At 65.1% G+C, this 20,079-nt stretch carries 20 protein-coding genes, 1 tRNA gene and 1 pseudogene; 9 read left to right on the forward strand and 13 right to left on the reverse strand.

All coding sequences use genetic code 11. The features are described 5' to 3' along the window. Window positions 1-7: 7 nt before the first annotated feature. Both M673_RS09910 and M673_RS09915 read left to right on the forward strand, forming a co-directional pair. On the forward strand, window positions 8-1,090 hold the full coding sequence (locus M673_RS09910; RefSeq protein WP_061975802.1) for a glycosyl hydrolase family 8: 1,083 nt from the start codon (window positions 8-10) through the stop codon (window positions 1,088-1,090). Beyond that, window positions 1,081-2,994 carry a hypothetical protein gene (locus M673_RS09915; protein ID WP_061975804.1) on the forward strand — a complete coding sequence of 638 codons (1,914 nt, stop codon included), beginning with the start codon at window positions 1,081-1,083 and terminating at the stop codon, window positions 2,992-2,994. Before M673_RS09910 ends, M673_RS09915 begins: the two co-directional genes overlap by 10 nt. A gap of 61 nt (window positions 2,995-3,055) precedes the next feature. Here M673_RS09915 and M673_RS09920 read toward each other — a convergent pair whose 3' ends face one another. Beyond that, window positions 3,056-3,994, reverse strand: a complete 939-nt coding sequence (locus M673_RS09920; protein ID WP_082639305.1) for a hydantoinase/carbamoylase family amidase — start codon at window positions 3,992-3,994, stop codon at window positions 3,056-3,058. Between the two features lie 184 nt (window positions 3,995-4,178). After that, a complete protein-coding gene (locus tag M673_RS09925; protein WP_061975809.1) occupies window positions 4,179-5,243 on the reverse strand; it encodes an epoxide hydrolase family protein in 1,065 nt (354 codons plus the stop codon). 100 nt (window positions 5,244-5,343) lie between these two features. Here M673_RS09925 and M673_RS09930 point away from each other — a divergent pair, with 100 nt between their 5' ends. Further along, window positions 5,344-5,886, forward strand: a complete 543-nt coding sequence (locus M673_RS09930) for a TetR/AcrR family transcriptional regulator (protein ID WP_202814317.1) — start codon at window positions 5,344-5,346, stop codon at window positions 5,884-5,886. Window positions 5,887-6,058: 172 nt separating this feature from the next. On the opposite strand, the gene M673_RS09935 is transcribed toward M673_RS09930, so the two are convergent. Beyond that, entirely contained in the window at window positions 6,059-6,712 is a 654-nt protein-coding gene (locus tag M673_RS09935) for a TetR/AcrR family transcriptional regulator (RefSeq protein WP_061975811.1), read from the reverse strand. Between the two features lie 110 nt (window positions 6,713-6,822). Between M673_RS09935 and M673_RS09940 the strand changes: the two genes are divergently transcribed. Beyond that, a complete protein-coding gene (locus M673_RS09940; protein WP_061975813.1) occupies window positions 6,823-7,929 on the forward strand; it encodes an FAD-dependent monooxygenase in 1,107 nt (368 codons plus the stop codon). Window positions 7,930-8,314: 385 nt separating this feature from the next. Here M673_RS09940 and M673_RS24890 read toward each other — a convergent pair. Then, window positions 8,315-8,554 (reverse strand): annotated as a pseudogene (locus tag M673_RS24890) (FGGY family carbohydrate kinase); the annotation flags it as partial. Continuing rightward, window positions 8,497-9,624 (reverse strand): hypothetical protein, encoded by a 1,128-nt coding sequence (locus tag M673_RS24895; protein ID WP_061975817.1) that lies wholly within the window; start codon window positions 9,622-9,624, stop codon window positions 8,497-8,499. The pseudogene M673_RS24890 and the gene M673_RS24895, both read right to left, overlap by 58 nt. Here M673_RS24895 and M673_RS09955 point away from each other — a divergent pair. Further along, on the forward strand, window positions 9,623-10,312 hold the full coding sequence (locus M673_RS09955; RefSeq protein ID WP_061975819.1) for a hypothetical protein: 690 nt from the start codon (window positions 9,623-9,625) through the stop codon (window positions 10,310-10,312). The two genes, M673_RS24895 and M673_RS09955, sit on opposite strands and share 2 nt — an antisense overlap. Here M673_RS09955 and M673_RS23645 read toward each other — a convergent pair. From M673_RS23645 to gph, 8 genes are all read right to left on the reverse strand, one after another. Beyond that, entirely contained in the window at window positions 10,273-11,013 is a 741-nt protein-coding gene (locus M673_RS23645) for an RDD family protein (protein WP_082639317.1), read from the reverse strand. The two genes, M673_RS09955 and M673_RS23645, sit on opposite strands and share 40 nt — an antisense overlap. A 468-nt stretch (window positions 11,014-11,481) precedes the next feature. Beyond that, a complete protein-coding gene (locus M673_RS09965; protein WP_061975823.1) occupies window positions 11,482-12,090 on the reverse strand; it encodes a hypothetical protein in 609 nt (202 codons plus the stop codon). Continuing rightward, a complete protein-coding gene (locus M673_RS09970) occupies window positions 12,087-12,284 on the reverse strand; it encodes a metallophosphoesterase (RefSeq protein WP_148640016.1) in 198 nt (65 codons plus the stop codon). Before M673_RS09970 ends, M673_RS09965 begins: the two co-directional genes overlap by 4 nt. 11 nt (window positions 12,285-12,295) lie before the next feature. Beyond that, complete coding sequence (locus tag M673_RS09975; RefSeq protein ID WP_061975828.1) at window positions 12,296-12,496, reverse strand: hypothetical protein; 201 nt, start codon at window positions 12,494-12,496, stop codon at window positions 12,296-12,298. Continuing rightward, window positions 12,493-14,268, reverse strand: a complete 1,776-nt coding sequence (locus M673_RS09980; RefSeq protein WP_061975830.1) for an AAA family ATPase — start codon at window positions 14,266-14,268, stop codon at window positions 12,493-12,495. The genes M673_RS09975 and M673_RS09980 overlap by 4 nt, the downstream gene beginning before the upstream one ends. Before the next feature lie 239 nt (window positions 14,269-14,507). Next, entirely contained in the window at window positions 14,508-15,359 is an 852-nt protein-coding gene (locus M673_RS09985; RefSeq protein WP_061975832.1) for an abortive infection family protein, read from the reverse strand. A 30-nt stretch (window positions 15,360-15,389) separates the two neighbouring features. Next, a tRNA-Val gene (locus tag M673_RS09990) sits at window positions 15,390-15,464 on the reverse strand. A gap of 111 nt (window positions 15,465-15,575) precedes the next feature. Beyond that, window positions 15,576-16,346: a phosphoglycolate phosphatase gene (gene gph, locus M673_RS09995; protein WP_061977774.1), complete on the reverse strand. Its 771-nt coding sequence runs from the start codon at window positions 16,344-16,346 to the stop codon at window positions 15,576-15,578. Between the two features lie 235 nt (window positions 16,347-16,581). Here gph and rpiA point away from each other — a divergent pair, with 235 nt between their 5' ends. The 4 genes from rpiA (at window position 16,582) to M673_RS10015 (ending at window position 20,014) form a co-directional block, all read left to right on the forward strand. Further along, window positions 16,582-17,277, forward strand: coding sequence for a ribose-5-phosphate isomerase RpiA (gene rpiA, locus M673_RS10000; RefSeq protein WP_061975834.1), 696 nt, complete (start codon window positions 16,582-16,584; stop codon window positions 17,275-17,277). A 94-nt stretch (window positions 17,278-17,371) separates the two neighbouring features. Then, window positions 17,372-17,899: a DUF2059 domain-containing protein gene (locus tag M673_RS10005; RefSeq protein ID WP_061975836.1), complete on the forward strand. Its 528-nt coding sequence runs from the start codon at window positions 17,372-17,374 to the stop codon at window positions 17,897-17,899. A 74-nt stretch (window positions 17,900-17,973) separates the two neighbouring features. Continuing rightward, a complete protein-coding gene (gene gor / locus M673_RS10010; protein WP_061975838.1) occupies window positions 17,974-19,374 on the forward strand; it encodes a glutathione-disulfide reductase in 1,401 nt (466 codons plus the stop codon). Further along, a complete protein-coding gene (locus tag M673_RS10015; RefSeq protein WP_061975840.1) occupies window positions 19,367-20,014 on the forward strand; it encodes a gamma-glutamylcyclotransferase family protein in 648 nt (215 codons plus the stop codon). Before gor ends, M673_RS10015 begins: the two co-directional genes overlap by 8 nt. Window positions 20,015-20,079: the final 65 nt, after the last annotated feature.

The following is a 20,079-nucleotide window of genomic DNA, read 5'->3' on the forward strand; positions in this document are numbered from 1 at the left end:
ACGCCGGATGAGCGCACTCCTGCTCGCCGCCATGGCGGGCATGGCCACCTTGACCGGCGCGGCCTCGCCCGCTCTCGCCGCCGCGCCGCAAGCGGCGCTGACGGTCGAGCCGCAGGACTATCTGATCGGCGCCTGGGAGTTGTATCGCAGCCGCTTCGTCTCGCCCGAAGGGCGGGTGGTGGACGATGACAACGGCTCGATCAGCCACAGCGAAGGCCAGGGCTACGGCATGCTGCTGGCGGTCGCGGCCGGCGACCGGGCGAATTTCGACAAGCTCTGGTCCTGGACCCAGCAGGAATTGTTCATCCGCGAGGACGGGCTCGCCGCCTGGCGGTGGGACCCCGCCGCCTCGCCCCACATCACCGACCGGAACAATGCCAGCGACGGCGACATGCTGGTCGCCTGGGCCTTGCTGCGGGCGGCCGAGCGCTGGAACGTGCCGGAGTTCCGCAAGCGGGCCCGCACGATCAGCGATGCGCTGGCGGCCCATTCGGTCTCCGACGTGCGCGGGCGCAAGATGCTCATGCCGGCGGCGGAGGGTTTCGCCAAGGGTGAGCAGCCGGACGGGCCGGTGGTCAACGCCTCCTACTGGATATTTCCCGCGATCGCGGAGCTCGCCACGATCTCGCCGGCGCTGGCCAAGGCCAAGCTAGGCGAAAGCGGAACCTGGCTCCTGCGCAAGGCCCGCTTCGGCCCGGCAAAGCTCCCCAGCGACTGGGTCTCGCTCGGGGCCTCCGACCCCGCGCCCGCCCGGTCCTTCCCCGCGAGCTTCGGCTACAACGCGGTGCGCGTGCCTCTCTATCTTGCCTGGAGCCAGGACGCCGATCCCGCGCTTCTCAAGTCCTATGCCGACAGCTGGTCCGCCCAAGCGCCGGGCGCGCTCGGCACGGTGGACCTCCCGACGGGCGCGACGCTCGAACCGATGACGGCGCCGGGCTACGGCGCCATCGCCGATCTCGTGGCCTGCGCCAGCGGCGAGAGGCCGGCGCGCGCCGAGACCCGCAACTTCGTGCCGACCACCTACTATCCCAGCACGCTTCACCTCCTGAGCCTCTTGGCCTTTGCAGAAAGGTATCCCCGATGCCTGTGAAATCGCTTCTCCTGGGCTCCGCCGGCCTGCTCGTCGTCTTCCTGACGCCAGCCCATGCTCAGATATCGGTGCCCGATTTCGGCGGTGCCTCGCCCATGGCGCGGGCAGCGCCGGGCGGCGCCATGCCGGTTCTGGCGAGCGGCGCGCCCGCCGCGCCGAACTTCACAGCCGCACCCGCGCCGACCGCGATCCCCAGCGCCACCACGCCGGCCCGCCCTGGCGCCAATCCGTTCGAGGCGGCCCCGGTGGCCGCGCCCGTGCCGCAGCCAGCCGCCGGCGGGGCCTCGCCCTTCACCCTTCAGGCGCCGGACGCGACGGCCAAGGACGTCGGCGCCGCGCCGAGCGGCCCGGACGAGAGCGGCCTTCGCTACTACGCCTCGCAGCGCGACATGGCGCGGGTCGGCACTGAAATCCGCCGTTTGAAGTCGCTCTACCCCAATTGGCAGCCGCCGGCCGATCTCTTCGCCACCGGCGTCAAGATCAACGAGCAACCGATCTGGGACCTGTTCGGGGCCGGCGACTATGCCGGGGCCGACGCCCTGATGCGCAAGCTGCGGGCCGAGAATGCCGGCTGGGAGCCCTCCGCCGATCTCACCGAGAAGCTGGGCGACGCGCAGGCACGCGCGGCGATAACTGCAGCTGCCGATAGCGGACAATGGCAGGTGGTGGTGGATCAGGCGCGCCAGCGCCCCGGGCTTCTCACCTGCGCCCATATCGACATTCTCTGGACGCTGGGTGAGGCCCTGACGCGCAGCGGCGACCCCGCCCATTCCTACGAGGCCTATTCGTACATTCTCGGCAATTGCGACGGCGAGGCCGAGCGCCTCGCCACCGTTCAGAAGGCGAGCGCCGTTCTGCCGCCGCAGGGGGCCGAAGCGCTGGCCGCGCTGGGCCGGCGCATGCCCGACGGGCGGGGCGAGTTCGACACGCTGCGCTTCGACAATCTGCGCGGGCAGATGGGCCGCGTCGCCTCGCGCGAAAGCGCCTCGCTTCCCGACCCCGCCAATCTGAAGGCCTTCGCCGACTATATCGGCAAGAGCCGCTCGGCGAGCGACGCGGCGCTGTTCGGCTGGTACTTCTTCGGCCAGGGCCAGTGGAAGGACGCCAACGGCTGGTTCAAGGCCGCCGCGCAGCTCGACACCGACCCCAAGCATGTCGAGGGTCAGATCCTCTCGCTGCGCAACGACGGCGCGCTCGATGCGGCGACGAGCCTTGCCTACGACAATCGCGACCGCTCGCCCGAGATCGCCAAAATCTTCGTGGAGATGGTGTCGGAGCGCCTGACATCGGACAAGCTGACGCCGCCGGACGCCGACATGCTGGCGCGCTTTTCCGCCGTGGTGGAGGCGAGCCGTTCCGCGCTCGGCGCGCAGTCGCTCGGCTGGTACAAGCTGGGCCAGGCCGACACGGACGGCGCGCGCAGCTGGTTCCGCAAGTCGATCGACTGGGAGGCGACCAGCGAGGGCGTCATGGGCCTCGCGGTGGTCGCCGCGCGCACCAAGGACAAGGCGGCGCTGGACGCGGTGCAGACCGCCTATGCCGAGCGCTTCCCCGAAATCCGCGAGCTGAAGGCGATGGAGACGGCAACGGCCCCGCGCGAGAAGGTCAAGGTTCGTCAGGTCGGCAAGCGGAGCGGGGGCGGGCGGGACAAGCTGCTCGCCCAGGCGCAGAGCCAGTTCGACGCGGGCGACTACACTTCGGCGCTGGCGACGCTCGACCAGCACGAGAAGACGCACGGGCACAATCGCGGCGCCGAGATCCTCAAGGGTTGGACCAATCTGAAGATGAGCCGCTATTCCGAGGCGCGCGCCATCTTCAAGGCCGAGGATAAGCGGGGTTCGAGCCGCGACACCCGCTTCGGCATCGGCGCGACCTTCAACTCGCAGTACAATAGCTGGCGCTGAGCAAGACCCCGAGACGCCCGGTCTCCCTCCCTTCGGGGACGGGGCCGGGCGTCGCCCGCCCTCAGCCGGCCCGCATCGCAGCCCCTCGCGTCTCGATGGACGTGCCCATATCAGCGCGCTCCAGGAAGGCGAGGCTGGCTTCCAAAAGCGCGGTCGCGCCTGCCGCCACGAAGCGCGGCTCCACATCCTCCGCCTCGTTGTGGCTGATCCCGCCGCGGCAGGGGCAGAAGATCATCGCCGTCGGCGCGCAGCGCGCGACATGAAGCGCGTCGTGGAAGGCGCCCGAAATCAGGCGCAACGTGGGAAGACCGGCGCGGCCAGCGCCCGTCTCGATGACCTCCAGCATGGCCTCGGGGAAGGCGAGCGGCGGCATGTGGGCGAGAGGGCGGAAGGAGGCCGTGCATCGCGCCCGCTCGGCCTCGCGCATAGCGGCCTCCCGCACCCGCTGCTCCAGCGCCGCCAGACGCGCGGCGTCGGGATGGCGCAGATCCACCGTGAAGGTCACGCTTTCCGGCACGGCGTTGACGGAGCCGGGCGAGGCCTCGATCCGCCCCACCGTGAAGCGCGCTTGCGGATCGCTCGGCATGACCTCGCCATGCAGCGTGGCGAGAAGCCGTGTTGCCGCCGCCAGCGGATCGCGCCGGAAGTCGAGCGGCGTCGTGCCGGCATGGGCGGCCTGCCCGGTGAGCGTGACCTCCAGCCAGACCGTGCCCTGGATACCCGTCACCACGCCGACCGGCACGTCCTCGCGCTCCAGGATCGGCCCTTGCTCGATATGAAGTTCGAGATAGGCGGCGATCGGGCTGCCGAGCGGCGCGAGCGGAACGAAGGGCCGCGCCGCTAGATGTTTAGTCCCGGCATTTGCTGGGGCGATGATCGTGGCGGGAACGTTCGCGGGGCTCCTGGCCGACCGCAGGGCGGGGTGAGGGCCGACAGTCGTCCCACAACCATCACTTGGTTGATCGTCCCGACGGGCGCGAACAGAGCTCTCGATCCCCATGCCATGCTTCCAGCCGCCTACGTCGCGGAGGGGGTCGACACGCTGGAGCGCGCAGACCACCCGTGCGGCGAAGCGCTGCTGGAGCGGAACGAGACACTGCGCTGGGCTGAGCGCAATGGTTCGTTCGACCAGTTTTTCGCGGCCATAGACCCAATCTTAAGCGGCGCTCTGAGCCGGCTGCGGATCAGAGCGCCAGGGCGCGCCGCAGATCCGAGACGTAGCGGTCCGGCTGCTCCCAGGCCGCAAAATGACCGCCGTCCGGATGCTCGACATACTCCTGGATGTTGACGAAGTGCGAGGCGAAGCTGCGCGGCACCACCTTGATGTCGTTCGCAAAGACGCCCAGCACCGTCGGTGTCGGAACGTACGGCACGGGATGCACGAACTCGATGTATGGAGCGAAGGAGGTGCCGATGGTGCCGCTGAACCAGTACGCGCTGATCCAGGTCAGCACGTCGTCATTTGGGAACGGCGTTTCAGACCAATCGCGCAGCTTCTCTGCCAGCCAGGCGGCAAGCCCGGCCGGCGAGTCCGCAAGGGCGACGGCCAGGGTGTGCGGCTTCGTCGACTGTTCGGCGATGTAACCTCCCTCCTTGCGCTGCCAGACCGCCACGCGATCGAGGTAGGCAAGGTCGTCCGCATCGAGCTTCGAGCGGTCCGCGAAGACGGCATGCAGGGGCGAGATGTTGGTCAGATGCAGAGCGGCGACGCAGTCGGGCTGCAGCATGGCAAGCTGCTCGGCTATATCGGCGCCCACATCGCCCCCCGACACCACGTAGCGCCGATAGCCCAGCGAGCTCATCGCCTCAGCGACATGCGCCGCCATGTGCTTGACCGTCATGCCGGGCTTTGTCAGCGCAGGGGCGAAGGGAAAGCCCGGGAGTGCCGGCACGACCACGTTCACATCGCGTAGCAGGGGCAGGACACGCTCGAACCGCAGGATGGAGTCCGGCCAGCCGTGGAGAAGCAGCACGGTCGGCGCATCTTCGATCGAGGCACGCTGATGCACGACCCTTAAGCCATGATCACCGCAACTCACGGTCTCCCACGGCAGGGAGAGGATGCGTGCTTCGTGGAGCCGCCAGTCGTAACCGTCGCGCCAGCGATTCAGCAGGGTTGCGAGGTAGTCGGCATCTATCCCACGGGTGGAACCCATACCGCTTGGAAGGCGCGCCCATCGTGTTGACGAAAGCCGATGGTGCAGGTCGATGATTTCGGAATCCGGGATAGGGAGCAGGGCGAGTGTCATGTGTACGATCATACACAGTAGAATGTGTATGTCCATATACACTGGTTGATGTATGGTCCTTGGCATGGCTTTTCGACCCGCAAGACCCAAAGACTCCGCGATGACGCGCGAGCGCATTCTCTCGGCGGCGCGCCGGGAATTCGCACGCGAGGGGTTCGGCGGTGCCAAGGTCCACGCGATCGCGGCGTCGTCGGGGGTGTCTCCCAACTTGATCACACGCTACTTCGGCAGCAAGAACGGCTTGTTCATTGCCGCCACCGATGTACGCTTGAATCTTGATGCGCGTCTCGAAGGCCCACGCGAAACGTTTGGAGAACGTCTCGCCAAGGCCATCGTTGATCGGTGGACATCCCAGGAAGGGGAGGATCCGCTTCTCGCCCTCCTGCGCGCGGCCGGTGAACACGCTCAAGCCGGAGCCGTGCTATCGACCTTCCTTGACGAGCAGTCCCTAGCGCCTTTGACACGCAGGCTCCTCCTCTACGGAATGAGCGAGGAGGAGGCCAATGCGCGTGCCCGATCCATAGACATCTTCGTTGTCGGGGTGACCACGCGCTATCGAATGCTGCGTGATCAGTTAGACGATGTGGATGCCTTGGAGCGTTGGATTGCCGGATCCATTCAGGCTCTCATTGACGTTGAGTAGTGGCATCTTGGTATTTGATTCACTCTGGATGGGTCAGCCCGTCGGCGTACCGTCCCAAGGGCCACTCGACCCCGGCCAAGTTCGCAGATCAACTCAGGAAGGCCCAGGAGTTCTTATGAAGCCAGGACCAGCAATGTCGAGACCCACAACACTCATCCAGTCGGAGGCTCTTTCAGGAAGAAATGTTCGCGTAAGGCGTTCCCTGAAGGGCCTCGATCGTTCCGGCGACCCCCCGGTCAACGAGGCGGAGGAAGACGCTTTTCGCCAGTTCAGCGTCACCTGTTGCACTCAGCTCGGTATGGGCTTGCACGAACGCGATGCTCCATGTCGCGGCGATCAATCCGGCGGCAAGGTGGGCGTCGGCATCGTCGTCGGGACGGCCTGCCTCATCGGCTAGCAGACCCGCCAACGCGCGGACGAAATCATCGCGCATCTGCCGCGCACGCGCTTTCAACGCCTCGCTTGCCAGCGCCGTTTCGACGAACATCCGGGTGTCCGTGAAGAGTGGGAAGGCGGCTTGTGGGCGTTCGACCATCCTGTGAGCGAGCCTCCCCAGAGCCTCGATCGGAGAGGTGTCAGGCGAGCGTGATCGGATGGCTTCGAAAGCCAGACTGCGCGCGTCCTGCTCGCGGTCGAAGAACATGTCCTCCTTGCGCGGGAAATGATTGAACACGGTCATGCGCCCGACATCTGCCGCCTCCGCGATCTCGTCGACCGTTACCCGGTCGAAGCCTCGCTCCATGAACAGGCGCGTCGCGACGTCGGAGATCGCCTGACGGGTCGCGAGACGCTTCCGGCTTCGCCGATCCAGCCCGGCGCTACGCATATATTGAAAACATAATTATACTCGGTATATCTATATCTCTCATCCAAATTGGAGGTGTTCTCATGGCGTCGTCAACCACTAGGCTAGCCTCAGTCGTCTCGGATGACGCTGTGCTGGTCAGCGGTGCGGGTTTCGCTGGCCTTGCCACCGCCTATTGGCTGAGCCAGCTCGGATACCGTGTCACCGTGCTGGAGGCAGCACCGGGATTGCGGCGTGGGGGAACGCCGGTCGATATCGAGGGGGAGACGATCGACATCCTGACGCGCATGGGACTGGCCGACGCGGTACGCGAAAAGGCGCTTCCTCCTCGCCGCTTCGAGTTCAAGGACGCGAACGACATAACCTTGGGCTCGGTCGGTGGCGGTGAGGAGACCTCGCGCGAGCGCTACGAAATCCACCGCGACGATCTGCTGGACATTCTTTTCAGTGCGGTGGCCGGCAAGATCGAGCTGCTGTTCGACCGGTCCATCGCTACCCTCGAGGAGGGGCCGGATAGCGCCGCCGTCACCTTCAATGACGGCGACCAGCGCGAGTTTGCGATGGTCTTCGGGTGTGACGGCAACCGATCGAACACGCGCAGGCTGTTGTTCGGCGAGAGCGACCAGTTTGTCCACTTCATGGGCGGCTATATCTTCCTGAGGGTGGTTCCAAGCACCGGGCTGCTGCCCGAGAACGTGTCGCAGGTCTTCAGCGTGCCCGGTCGAATGGCGATGCTCAACGGCTATGACGACCGTACCGACATCGGGTTCTGCTTTCGGACCGAAGGCGAGATCGCATACGATTATCGCGACAAGGGGCAACAAGCCGGCCTGATCCGTGACCTGTTCGACGGGATAGGCTGGAAGGTGCCGGCCATGCTCGCAAGCGTTGAAGGGAACGACGATTTCTACTTCGACCGGATCAACCAGATCAGGATGCCGCGCTGGTCGCGCGGCCGCGTCGCGCTGGTAGGCGATTCGGGCTATTGCGTCTCACCTTTGGCGGGCTTCGGCGGTTCGATGGCGATCATCGGCGCAGGGCGCATGGCGGCCGCGCTGGAGCGGTATCCAGGCGATCATACCGCAGCCTTCTCCCATTACGAGGAAGAGCTGCGGCCGTTTGTCGAAGAGGTGCAGGAAAGGGCGGCTTTCGACGGTCTGTCGATGATGTGCCCGGCCGACGAGGCCGAACTCGCCGAGCGCGATCGAAAGATCGCTGCGGGTGACATCGGGTTTTAGGCTGTTCCGATCGGCGCTTGTGCTTTCGAAAGCCTGCCATCCGTCTTGACCGGGCGGTGTGTTTCGAAGCTTCGCGGCGATCAAAGCTCCGGTCCCAAAAGCACTGAACACGTTGGTAGAATCGATAGGATCGAAGGAATCCATCACGGTCGCATTCGCTAGATCGTCTAGCTTCTCCGGAAGGAAGGGATCGCTCGCCGCGACACGCCTTAGGTCTGCCAAATCCCAGAGGTCAATATCCAATCCACAGGCCTTTGAAGCGAGCTCACGCTCCCTGGCGTTGAGCTCGACAAACACGATGAGCAGCCCCGCTCATAACGCCCGCCCGATAGCAGCTCTCGGACGTTAACGAGGCTAGCACCAATACGACCGATCAGATCGCTCCGCCACCCGTCAGCCGCCACAGCAGGAAAGTGTCGACCGTTCCGAATGCGAGCCTTCCTCCCTCGGCGCTGGCTCGCGCACCTTCAACGTTGTCCAGGATCCAAGCGATCTTCGTCGCCGAGAAATAGGGGTCGAGCAGCAGGCCGGTCTTCTCCGAGACCATCGGCTCCAGCCTGTCGTCCTTCAGCGCCCGCCACCGTTCGGCGGTCCGGCGGTCCTGCCAGACGATCGCGGCATGGATCGGGACCACATGTAGCCGGTTGTGTCGATCGCCCTTGCGACCTCGAGTTCGTTGTCCTGCAGGTCGGAGTAGCCGTCGTGCAGGGCGTTCTCGAACCGCTCCACCTCGTCTGGCTTTACGAGGACAGAGGGCACGACGTAGAGGTTGGCGTCCTCGAACGATAGTTCCGAGTGATCGAGGTAGGTGTCGACCAAGCGCTCGGCTGCCTCCCGAAGGGCCGTTGCCGCGACACTGGTGATCTCGATCCGAACCTCGAACTTGGGATCGGCCCAGTCGATCGTCTTGGTGGCCTCTGGATAGATGGACTGCATGTGCCGGCGAACCAGCCAGCGTGCCACGATGCGGTTCGAATGGTCCTTGCGGATGGTCTCGATCTGGGTCGGGGTACGCTCACCCACGATCTGGACCGCCCGGCTGAGTTCGCCAGGACCCGTCGTGTTGACGTCGTCGGATGCGTAGTCGTGAATGCCCGCCACGGCGTCGGCGAGCTGGTCCACGGCGGCGTCCGCATCGATATGGATTTCCGGGACGGTTCGGCGTTCCTTCGGCTCCAGACGCGACCGGGTCCTGTCCCGCTGGTCCGAGTACCCGTCGATCCGGACATCCGGCGTTTCACCGGATATGCGCCGTCTGACTGTATCCAGGATCGTCTGGAACTCCTGCCGGCTACCCGTCCGGATGTAGAAGTGCGCGGTGTTCAGGATCGGGTTGGCATAGTGCTGTACGCCTGGCTGACGCAGTGCACGACCAATGACCTGCTCGACCTGCGTCGCCGATGCCATCGACTTGTCGATGTACGCGAACCCGCAGGTCGGGTCGTCCCAACCTTCCTGGAGCGCTTGGTTGAAGATGATGTGCCGGAAGTTGCCGGCCGTGAACGCAGCGAAGTCGTCGTCGCCACCGGAGAACAGCCGAAAGTCCGCGGGGAGAGGGAAGTCCCGCTGGTCGACCTTGAGGTCGCCATAGACCGCGATCTCGGCAGCGGGAATGCCCTTCTGTTCCGTCAGATATCGCCAGATCAGGATCGGTGGCGCCTTCCGTTTTACGAAGGGGGCATGCGGGCTGTCCATGACACCGTCCTCCTGGGCCATGCATAGGGTCCGGCAGCGCACCGTAGAGTCCGCCGCCGGATCGACGCTCAAGAACCGCGCACGTCGCGACCAGATCCGCTCCGCCGTTCTCGAAAGCTTGTCGTCCGGTGGATCGATCGCGGGCGTGGTCAGAAGCCTAAACTGCTCGCAGAAGGTGGCGGCGGTGATACGGGACGACCTCGTGGCCGAGGGGCTTCTACCGGTCGTTCAGGAAAGGCCACGATCCGCACCGGTCGAACCGAAGCCCGTCGCCACCGCGCCCGTCGCTTCAACCCCCGTCGTCCCATTCCCGTCGGCCTTCTTCTTCCGCACCGTCCCGACCGTCTCGACGCGCCGACCCAGACCCGTTCAGCGGAACTTCTGGACCGATGGCGAGGTCAGGCGTCTGCGGGAACTGGCCCTGACGGAGCCGTCCCTCAGGAAGATAGCCGTGGCCCTCGATCGGCGGGAGAGCACCGTCGCTCACAAACTCGCCGAACTGCGGATCACGCCCGTCTACCGGCTCTCGTTCCTGACACGCGGTGCGATCGACCGCCTGCATAGGGAAGGCCAGCCTGCTAGACGCATCGCCATCCGGACGGGCATCCCGATCCCGCTGGTCGAGCGTCACCTCGATCGAATGGGCCATCACCTGCGTTCTACGGAAGTTCCGACGGGACGGTCGTAGTAGGCAGGCTGACGGCGCACGATCCAGACGACGTTCCAGACTGAGAGTGCGACGAAGATGCCAAGCGGAACCAACCCGAAACCGATGAAGGACGCGGACAGGTTGGAAAACAAAACCGGCTGGGAGCCGGACATCACATACAGATAGCCGAGACCAATCGGGATGGAGAAGAGGAGGTAGCGCTTCCACAGTGACGAGAATGGCGCTCGTCGACCGCTTCCCCTTTCTACGATCGCGATACCGCAGACGCGTCTTCCCGGACTACGGCCGAAGGTATCGAACAGCAGACGGAACAGGATCAGCAGTTCCTCGGTGGGCCCTTTCTTCACGCCGCCGCCCCACGCCATGCCATCGGCGTCTACGGTCAGCTTCATATTGACGTTGGTCGTGAAGTTTCCTTCGACTGTTCTTTGCGTCAGCGTGAGCACATGTGCCGCAGGCAAGCCGAAGAGTGTGTAGATGCACGACTTGGCGACGTTGGGCACGAAATCTGCTGGCAGTCTCAGTTCGGATGGGATCGGATCCACGTCCTGGCACCATGCGGGTACCGGGTTGGGAATGAATTGTAAGCGTCCTCCTGTCGCCGCGAACAGCAATACGGCAACACAGGCCAGGATCAGAGAACAGATCGCCCAGTCGATGACGAGGGCGATCGCACGTCGCCAGAAACCTGCAGGTACGGCTGGTGCCGAATCATCCATTCTTGTCCGCACCTATCGATCCCACTTCGTCAATTTGGACATGGGGAAACCGATGACGCAACGTCAGACGGGTTGCACGTCGGCAGCCGGGAACCGTCCGTCAGTTCGGGTGTGGTGTAATATGGGGGAAGTTCGCCCTGAGATGTGGGGAAACTTATCACAGGGTTCGAAGATGGGTGCCCCCTCGTCTGCACTACCCCTCGGTCGGCCGAGGTATAGGTTTCCGCACGGAGCCAACATGGAGAGCATCGAATGGAAGCAAGATACTTGGAACCGCCTGAGGACAACGTGGACGAAGCAGGTTGGTACGTCTGCACGCCGGGAGGCGAGATCCTCGCAGGTCCGTTTGTCAGCGAGAATGCTGCGCAAAACGAAATTGAGCGTCGTACCCCTCGCGGTCCTAAATGACGCCACGCAAGCGATAGACAGGGTTCGCGGCCGGGAGGGAAACCTCGCCGGCCGTCTTCGTCAGACCTCGACGACGAGCCGCGGATCGAAGGCCGCGTTCTCGTGCTCCTCGACGCCCTGACCGAAAACCATCTTCGTGCGCACGTACCCCCGAGGATTGCAGATCACCTGTGTGTCGCCGACGAGGTAGTCGCGCTGGCAGTGGACATGGCCATGGATCCAGAGCGCCGGCCGCCCGTCGTGCATGACGTCTTCGAGGTGGCTGGCGTACGCGGCGTCCAGCCGCTCCCTGACCTCGCCGTGCCTCAGCGACCGGGCTGACGGCGCGTGATGAGTCACGACGACGGTCGGCCCGTCGAACGGCGTCGCCAGCGTATCGACGATCGCCTTCCGGTGCCTCGCGTGGATGCCGACGAGGTGCTGAGGCGTGAGCCGGGGCCGCTCCGAGCCGGTGTCCGACCGGGTGTACCGAAAGTCGTTCATGGCCGCCAAGGCCTCGAGCTGGCCCTTATGCGTGCCGTCACGGCAGATCCCGTAGTCTGTCCAAAGCGTCCCGCCGACGAAGCGGACGCCACCGATCTCGACCGTGTCGCCGTCGAGGACGTGGATGCCGCCGACCTGCACGCGTTCACGGAACCGGGGGATCTCGCGATCGACGCTGCCGCTCAAAAATCGTGGTTGCCGGCCACGACGACGATGGGGATGCCGAGGCGGCGGACCTGGTTCTCGAGCCAGTCCCGCCCCATCGTGCTCAGGCGACCCGCGATGTCCCCGGCGACGACCAGGACGTCCGCCTGGACGTCGGTCGGGGGCTGCCAGACGCCGATCGCCGAGCGGCTGAAGTCATCGTGCAGGTCGGACATGATCCAGATCCTCACCTGCGGTCTCCCTGCAAACGCCGGTGGCGATCAACGACGATACCCATAGCGAACATGCCCATCCGGTGCCGCTCGTCGGCATCGAGGTGCGAGTAGATGTCGACAGCCTGAATGACGACCTCGGACGGCGGAATGCCTTCCGACCGCTCCAGATGCTCCAGGCGGGCGAGGACGGGAGTGGGGAACACGACGATCACAGCGGCCTCCCACGCAGCACCGTTTCGCGAGCGTCCAGCGTGGCCTGAACCGCCGTCTTGAGCCGCCTGAGGGAGCCGCCCTTCCACATCTTCCGGATCACGCCGAGTTCGTCGTGAGCCAGCGGCGGGGTCCAGGCGAGGTCCATACCGCCGTCGATCGCGATGTCGGCGACGATCCGGCGAGCCAGATCGCCGAGGTGTTCGGGTCCGGCGTCCGGCATCTCGACGACTCTGAACCGATCCCGCAGGGGCGCGGGCACGCCGTCAAGGCTGTTCGCGGTCGCCAGGAAGCTGACGTAGGACAAGTCCGCGTTCCTCTCGATGCCGACCTCGAAGTACTGGCTCGCTGTGTGCCGTTCGAGCATCGGCAGAAGCGACGTCAGCAGCGAACCGTGTCGATCTCCCGTGCCCGTCTTCTCGATCTCGTCGAGCACAAGGATCGGGTTGGCAAGGTTCGCCACCCGGATCGCCTCAAGGGGCGTGCTGGCTCGTCGAGTGCCCCACTGTGACGGCGTTCCCCCGAAGCTGTTGTCCGACACCGCGGCGCACGGGTACACCGTCGTGTGCAGACCAAGGGCCGTCCCGATCTCACGAGCTAAACTCGTCTTGCCGGACCCGGGCTTGCCAACGAGCAGCGTCGGACGGAACCGGACAGGCTCGCCCGGACGGACGTCCTGAAGGATGCGGTCGACGACGGTCCGGGCGTGGGGCCAGGCGTCGCCGAGCGAATGGGCGATCCCGGCCACGTCCTTAGGCGCACAGGTGAGGTCGAGGTGTCGACCCGATATCGGCGCGAGGTGCCGGATCAGATCGTTGTCGTCACCACGAGCCTTCTTGTCGCCGTCCGAGGGCTGCAGGTCGGCGAGGACGACAAGGTGCGGATACGCAGCCGTCGGGCGGTCAGGCAGCGACGCGATTCGTTCCGCCGTCACGTTCGCGACGTGTGCGCGGATCCTAGCAGTCCGTTCGTCCGGCGGCTCGTCCGAGGTCTCGTCGACGATCACGTTGAGATGGTTATCCCACAGCAGGCCGGAGCCCGACCTGAAGAATCGGTTCGGGTCTTCCGGTACGACGAACTCCTCGACGACAGCCTTCGTCTTTTCGAGTTCGCGCTCATGGGCTCGCGTCCTCGCGATCGTCACGAGATCGCGCAGCCATGATTTCTCCGACGACGCATACGACTCCTGCATGCTCGGACGCTTGATCGCATCCCGCCAGCCACAGACCGCGTTGACGGCGCTCGACTGCAGATCGATGCGCCTGGCGAGTTCCTGCGCACCACGGATCAGGATCCGGATCTCGACACCGGGATACCACGTCCAAACGTGGCTCTTAGCGGTGGCGGTCGCGTGGTACATCAGTCCGATCACGAACGCGGCCCGCAGATCCGCCGACTTATGGTACCGGCGGTAGAGTTCATTGGCTGCATCGACGTCGCCGTGGATCGCGAGCCAGTACTGTACCCGCTGCAGTTCGTGGCCGGCCGGCATGTGATCCCGCAGATCGGTCAGGATCGCACGCGTCGGCAGGTCGGTGCACGCGACCAGGAGCCGGAGTTCGCCGTCGTCGGACAGCAGCCGGCGGCGACGGATGGACTCGGCCCACAGGTTGAAATCCGTGAGGATCGAGCCGTCGGCAGGCGGGCCACCGCGGAGTAGGAAATCAAGGGAAGCATGCTCTTTGCCCGCCAGGACGGGCTGAAGGCTATCTTCATGGATCTGCTTTTCGGAAATCAGGACGTCGTAAAGCGACGTGTCGGCATGCGAGGGCACGGGGCCACCTTGCGGATCAGGACTCGGGGGATCGGCGGGTGGGTGCTGCGACGCTACCCGCGGTCACCAGGATTTCAGACCTGGGTTATTCGGCGGACGTTGCACCCTGCTTTGGGGTCGAGGAGAAGACTAGCGCGTCTCGATCCCGTCCAGCAGTCCCGATCGGGACCGATCCGCGATCGCGGTTAGCGAGAAGTTTTCCTAAACACAGCAGACTGCGGGTCGGGTGAAAAAACCGGTCATCCGGCGGAACGAGGGCGGTTCGCGGCGCTCTCGACGACGTAGTCGCATAAGGCCAGGGCCGAGTTGACGGCTAGCTTGGCGTGCCGACGGGCGGGGGCGTAGGTCTTCGCGTGACGGTTGGAGGCCTTGTTGGAGACCTCGAAGATGCCCGCGACAAGCTTCTGCAGGCCGTCCAGAATCGGCTTCAAGGGTTGGTCGATCGTCTTGTCGGACGGTGCCAGACCGAGTTCGTTCGATACCAGGGTGTAGAGAGCGCGGATGTCGCCCTGGTTCTGGTTGAATTCTACGCCGCGGTCCCGCAGGACGATCTTGAGAAGCTGCTCGACCAGCGTGTAGCAGTGGGTGATGGCATCGGCGTACTCACCGGCCGCAAGATGCTCGTTCGCCTTGGCGATGTGCTCGTGGACGGCTTCTTCGGTGGCGGAGGTCAGGTCCCGAACGTCGATCGTCCGAACGTCCATCTTAGGCGACGTAAGGCGACCCTTCTCCCGTGCGAAGCCGTCGCGTTCCAACCGTGACATCAGGTCGTCGTAGGCCGTGGCGACCTCGGGGGACGACGGACGTTCCAGATGGAACAGCACCTCCTCGAAGACGAGCAGGAGGGGTTCGACAGACTTTGCGGACGTGAAGTCGATGGTCGCATAGTAGCCCTCGACCCGTGATCGCCGCTCCCCGACGAAACCGCCGACGTCTCGGTACGCGATGCCCCCGATCGAGAAGGCGTCGTCGATCGTCCGAAGGTTGAAGAGCCCGACGAAGACCTCGCGGAACGTGTCGCGGTTCCTTTTCCGATCAGGTCGCGGGGCATTAGAGTGAGGTTTCCTCCGCGGTTTTCTCCGCGGGTCCAACGGGGTGTGGTCTGGAAGGCCTGTAAAACATGGTGGGCGCGACAGGGATCGAACCTGTGACCCCCTCGGTGTGAACGAGGTGCTCTCCCGCTGAGCTACGCGCCCGCTCCCTCCGGTCAATGCCGGCTAGCGGATGGAGGGTCGTATAGAACCGAATGGCCGGGGCGTCAATCGAAGATGCGTGCCATCGTCAAAAAGAGCGCCAAGATGTTGATATCAAATCGCTTTGACGTGACGTTCCGGTTTCGCCAGCATCGAATCGATCAGCTCCGGCGTCAGGTCGGCGAAGCGCTCGATGCTGCGCGACGCGCCGGAGCGGGCCGTGGGGCCAGGGTCGTAGCCGAACAGCACGAGGATCGAGGGCAGACCGGCAGCACGGGCTGCCTGAATGTCAGTGTCGGTGTCACCGACCATGATGGCGCTGCCGACCTCTCCTCCGGCGCGCTCGACTGTGCCGAGAAGGTGCACGGGGTCGGGCTTGCGGGCGCTGAACGTATCGGCGCCGCAGATCGCGGCGAAGCGCGCGGCGAGGCCCATCTCGTCCAGCAGGCGACGGGCGAGATGCTCGGTCTTGTTGGTGCAGATCGCAAGCCGCAGTCCGGCTTGCGCCAATCGGTCCAGCATCGCGAGACCGCCTGGGAACAGGGCCGACTCGACGGCGATATGCGCTTCGTAATGGGCGAGGAAACAGCGCGTCTGCTCCGCAAGCTCCTCCGTCGAGAGCGGCCGGGCGGCAAGACGATAGGCCTCGCGGAGCATCGCCTGCGCGCCGTGGCCGGCATGCGGGCGAACCACGTCCAGCGGCAAAGGGGGAAGGCCCACGCGCGACAGGCAGTGATTGAGACTGGCGGCGAGATCGGGTGCGGTATCCACCAGCGTGCCGTCGAGATCGAACACGACGGTCGGATTCGAGTCGCCCGATTGGTCGGCGGAAATGGCCCGCGCACCGGCGAAGGTCTGAAGCGGGATCGGACGAACTGCGCTCATCATCGGACTTTGGCTGGAGAACGGACGAGGTCAAGCCGATCGGCTCGGGCCTCACCCCTTTGAGACGCCTCGGCCGCCGTTCCATCGGCGGGCTGACGCGTCCCAGCCACAGTTTAACGGTTCGAAAACCAACAAACCCTTTATCGCCGCTCTCTTCCAAGCCCCTCCCGTTTGGCGCAGCCGCCGCAATGGCGTAAAGCGGCGGGCAGCAAAAGGGCGCATCGGAGGAGACGGCATGGACGCGGCGGCAATGAAGGACGAGGTGGGCCGCGCGGCCGCCGCCCAAGTGGAGCCTGGCATGCGGCTCGGGATCGGCACGGGCTCGACCGCCGAAGCCTTTATCCGCGCGCTCGCCTCCCGAGTGTCGGACGGGCTGCGCATCGTCGGCGTGCCGACATCGGAGCGCAGTGCCAAACTCTGCGCCGAACTCGGCATTCCGTTGGCGACGCTGGAAGAGCTGCCCGAACTCGACCTGACGATCGACGGTGCGGACGAGGTCGATCCGCAGCTGCGTCTGGTGAAGGGCGGGGGCGGGGCCTTGCTGCGCGAGAAGATCGTCGCCGCCGCCTCGGCGCGCATGCTGGTAATCGCCGACGGCACCAAGAAGGTGGCGCATCTCGGCGCCTTTCCGCTGCCGATCGAGGTCAACGGATTCGGCTTCGTCGCCACCACGCTCGCCATCGAGAAAGCGAGCGGAATGCTCGGTCTTTCCGGGCCGATCCAGCTTCGAATGGCGGGCGAGAAACCGTTCATCACCGATGGCGGACATCTCATCATCGACGCATCATTTGGCCTTATTCCCGATCCAGAAGCACTGTCAGCTGATTTGAACGCCATTCCGGGCGTGGTCGAGCATGGGCTCTTTCTCGGATTGGCCAGCTCCGTGCTTCTTGCCGGACCGGACGGACTCGAGCGCCTCGGCGCACCGTGACGCCTGCGGGCCGCGGAAGCAGGTGGGGGCTTGCGGCTCGAACCGGAGTTTGGCACGGGTGCGCCGACCAAGAATTGATGGAGAAGGAAGTCCGATGGTTTTCAGCCGAACGCTGCGTGGCGGCCTCTATGCCGCCGTTGCCCTCGTGGGTCTCGCGGGCACGCCCGCTCTGGCGCAGGAGATCAGCCCGTCCCATCTGGCGGCCGCGCGCGAGGCTGTCGACTCGATCGACACGACCGAGCAGTTCGACCAGATCCTTCTCAACGCCGCGACGCAGATCAAGGCCGAGCTGATCGTCAACAACCCGGATCTTCAGTCGAAGATTTCCGAGATGGTGGACGACAGCGCCATCGGCCTGGCGCCGCGCCGCGCCGATCTCGAAAACGAAGTGGCGCGCATCTACGCCAAGATGTTCACCGAGCAGGAGCTGCGCGAGATCTCGCAGTTCTACAACTCGGAAGCCGGCCGCAAGCTCATCAAGCAGGGCCCGCAGGCCTCGCGCGAGATGATGGCCGCTGCCGACGTCTGGACCAACGGCATCGTGCGCGACCTTCGCGAGAGCGCTCAGAAGGGCATGCAGAAACTGGCGCCTGCCGGTGCGGCGCCCGCCAAGACCCAGTGACGACGACCGATCGTCCGCTATAAGACCTCGAGGGCGGCCTGTCGGCCGCCCTTTTGCTTGACGGGAGAGACGTGTTGGCTACGTCCGGTTTCGACTACGACCTGTTTGTCATCGGCGGTGGTTCGGGGGGCGTTCGCGCCGCGCGGCGAACGGCAGCCCTCGGTCGAAAGGTCGCGATCGCGGAAGAGTTTCGCTATGGCGGAACCTGCGTCATCCGGGGCTGCGTCCCCAAGAAGCTCCTCGTCTACGCGTCGCAATATTCCGAATCCTTCGAGGACGCGGCAAGCTACGGCTGGTCGGTCGGGGAAACGAAGTTCGACTGGCCGAGCCTCATCGCCGCCAAGGATCGCGAGATCGATCGGCTCGAGCAGATCTACCGCCGCAATCTGGAAAAGGCCGGCGCGGAGATCCTGAAGAGTCGCGCCGTCTTGGAAGGACCGAACGAGATCCGCCTGCTCGCGACCGACAAGGTGGTGACGGCGGAGCGCATTCTGATCGCCGCCGGCGGCCGTGCCAATCCCTTCGCGGACATGCCGGGCGCCGAACATTGCATCACCTCGAACGAGGCCTTCCATCTCAAGCGCCTGCCGGAGTCCATCATCATACTGGGCGGCGGCTATATCGCGGTGGAGTTCGCCAATATCTTCCTCGGCCTCGGCTCCGAGGTGACGCTGGTCTATCGCGGCAAGGAAATCCTCCAGGGTTTCGACGATGACCTGCGCCACGAGTTGCATCAGGCCATGGTGCGCAAGGGCTGTCGCATTCGCTGCGAAGACACGCTCGTTCGCGTCGACCAGAAGGCCGATGGACGCTTCCAGGCCCATCTCAAGGGCGGCGAATGCCTGGACGCTGACGAGGTCATGCTCGCGGTGGGGCGCCAGCCCAACACGATCGATCTTGGATGCGAGAAGGCCGGCGTCGAGCTGGACCACAAGGGCTCGATCAAGGTCGACAGCTATTCCAAGACGACGGCCGAGAACATCTGGGCGATCGGCGACGTGACGGGTCGCATCCAGCTGACACCGGTGGCGATCCACGAAGCCATGTGCTTCGTCGACACGGAGTTCTTGGGCAAGCCGACCGAGCCGGACTTCGACCTCATTCCCACGGCCGTCTTCTCGCAGCCCGAGATCGGAACGGTCGGCCTGACGGAAGCCCAGGCCGCCAAGGAGCTTGGCGATCTCGACATCTACCGGGCGCGCTTCAAGCCGATGCGCCACACGATGACGGGCCGCGAAGAGTTTATGCTGATGAAGCTCGTCGTTGACGCCAAGTCCGGCGTGGTGGTCGGCGCGCATGTGCTGGGGCCTGATGCCGGCGAGCTCGGCCAGATGCTCGGCATCTGCGTGAAGGCGAAGTTGCGCAAGGACGATTTTGATCGCACCATGGCGCTGCACCCGTCTGCGGCCGAGGAACTGGTGACGATGTACGAGCCGAGCTACCGAATTCGGGAGGGAGCCCGCGTGGATGGCTGACGCGGAGTTTCCGATCCACCCGGACGATCCCGATCTCGAACGGCTCGCCCGCGAAGGGCGGGTGATCGCCTATTTCGGATACGGCTCGCTGGTGAACAAGCGGACGCTGCGCACCAAGTTTCTCGGCATTCGCCGCGCCGAGGTGCGCGGCTGGCGCCGCGCCTGGCTGCCTCGCAAGGGGCAGTCCATGGCGCTCCTCTCGGTAAGGCCGGAGGACGAGGCGGTGACGCAGGGCGTCGTCGTCTACGATCTGGCCGATCATCTGCCGGCGGTGGACGAGCGCGAAGCGGCCTATCACCGCCGGGTGGTGATGCCCGGCCATATCGCCGTTCGCGGCCATGCGCTGCCGGATGTGCCTTTGTTCATCTACGAGGGCAAGCCCGAGGAGCCGGACGCCGCCGAGGCAGGGGCCGCGATCCTGCAATCCTATCTCGACGCCGTTCTCCAGGGCTTCCTGTCTCTTTATGGCGAGGAAGGACTTCAGCGCTTCGTGGAGGAGACGGAAGGGTTCGAGACCGCCATTCTGACGGATCGCTCCGCCCCGCTCTATCCCCGCCCGGTCATGCTGGCGGAAGGCGAGGCCGCCCTGTTCGATCGGCTCGTGTCAGCGCGCGGCGCGCGCTTCGTGGCGGTGTCCTGACGGGCGCGCGATAAACCCTTTGGTGACAAATCCTTCGGTTCGTGTCACACCGCCCCGACCGAGCG

It is taken from the genome of Aureimonas sp. AU20, from assembly GCF_001442755.1.
Taxonomy (GTDB): domain Bacteria; phylum Pseudomonadota; class Alphaproteobacteria; order Rhizobiales; family Rhizobiaceae; genus Aureimonas.

Coding starts and splice junctions, on each gene's coding strand:
- M673_RS09910 (WP_061975802.1), top strand. CDS start 8: ATGAGCGCACTCCTGCTCGCCGCCATGGCGGGCATGGCCACCTTGACC.
- M673_RS09915 (WP_061975804.1), top strand. CDS start 1,081: ATGCCTGTGAAATCGCTTCTCCTGGGCTCCGCCGGCCTGCTCGTCGTC.
- M673_RS09920 (WP_082639305.1), bottom strand. CDS start 3,994: ATGGGGATCGAGAGCTCTGTTCGCGCCCGTCGGGACGATCAACCAAGT.
- M673_RS09925 (WP_061975809.1), bottom strand. CDS start 5,243: ATGACACTCGCCCTGCTCCCTATCCCGGATTCCGAAATCATCGACCTG.
- M673_RS09930 (WP_202814317.1), top strand. CDS start 5,344: ATGACGCGCGAGCGCATTCTCTCGGCGGCGCGCCGGGAATTCGCACGC.
- M673_RS09935 (WP_061975811.1), bottom strand. CDS start 6,712: ATGCGTAGCGCCGGGCTGGATCGGCGAAGCCGGAAGCGTCTCGCGACC.
- M673_RS09955 (WP_061975819.1), top strand. CDS start 9,623: ATGACACCGTCCTCCTGGGCCATGCATAGGGTCCGGCAGCGCACCGTA.
- M673_RS24895 (WP_061975817.1), bottom strand. CDS start 9,624: ATGGACAGCCCGCATGCCCCCTTCGTAAAACGGAAGGCGCCACCGATC.
- M673_RS23645 (WP_082639317.1), bottom strand. CDS start 11,013: ATGGATGATTCGGCACCAGCCGTACCTGCAGGTTTCTGGCGACGTGCG.
- M673_RS09970 (WP_148640016.1), bottom strand. CDS start 12,284: ATGTCCGACCTGCACGATGACTTCAGCCGCTCGGCGATCGGCGTCTGG.
- gph (WP_061977774.1), bottom strand. CDS start 16,346: ATGAGCGCAGTTCGTCCGATCCCGCTTCAGACCTTCGCCGGTGCGCGG.
- rpiA (WP_061975834.1), top strand. CDS start 16,582: ATGGACGCGGCGGCAATGAAGGACGAGGTGGGCCGCGCGGCCGCCGCC.
- M673_RS10005 (WP_061975836.1), top strand. CDS start 17,372: ATGGTTTTCAGCCGAACGCTGCGTGGCGGCCTCTATGCCGCCGTTGCC.
- M673_RS10015 (WP_061975840.1), top strand. CDS start 19,367: ATGGCTGACGCGGAGTTTCCGATCCACCCGGACGATCCCGATCTCGAA.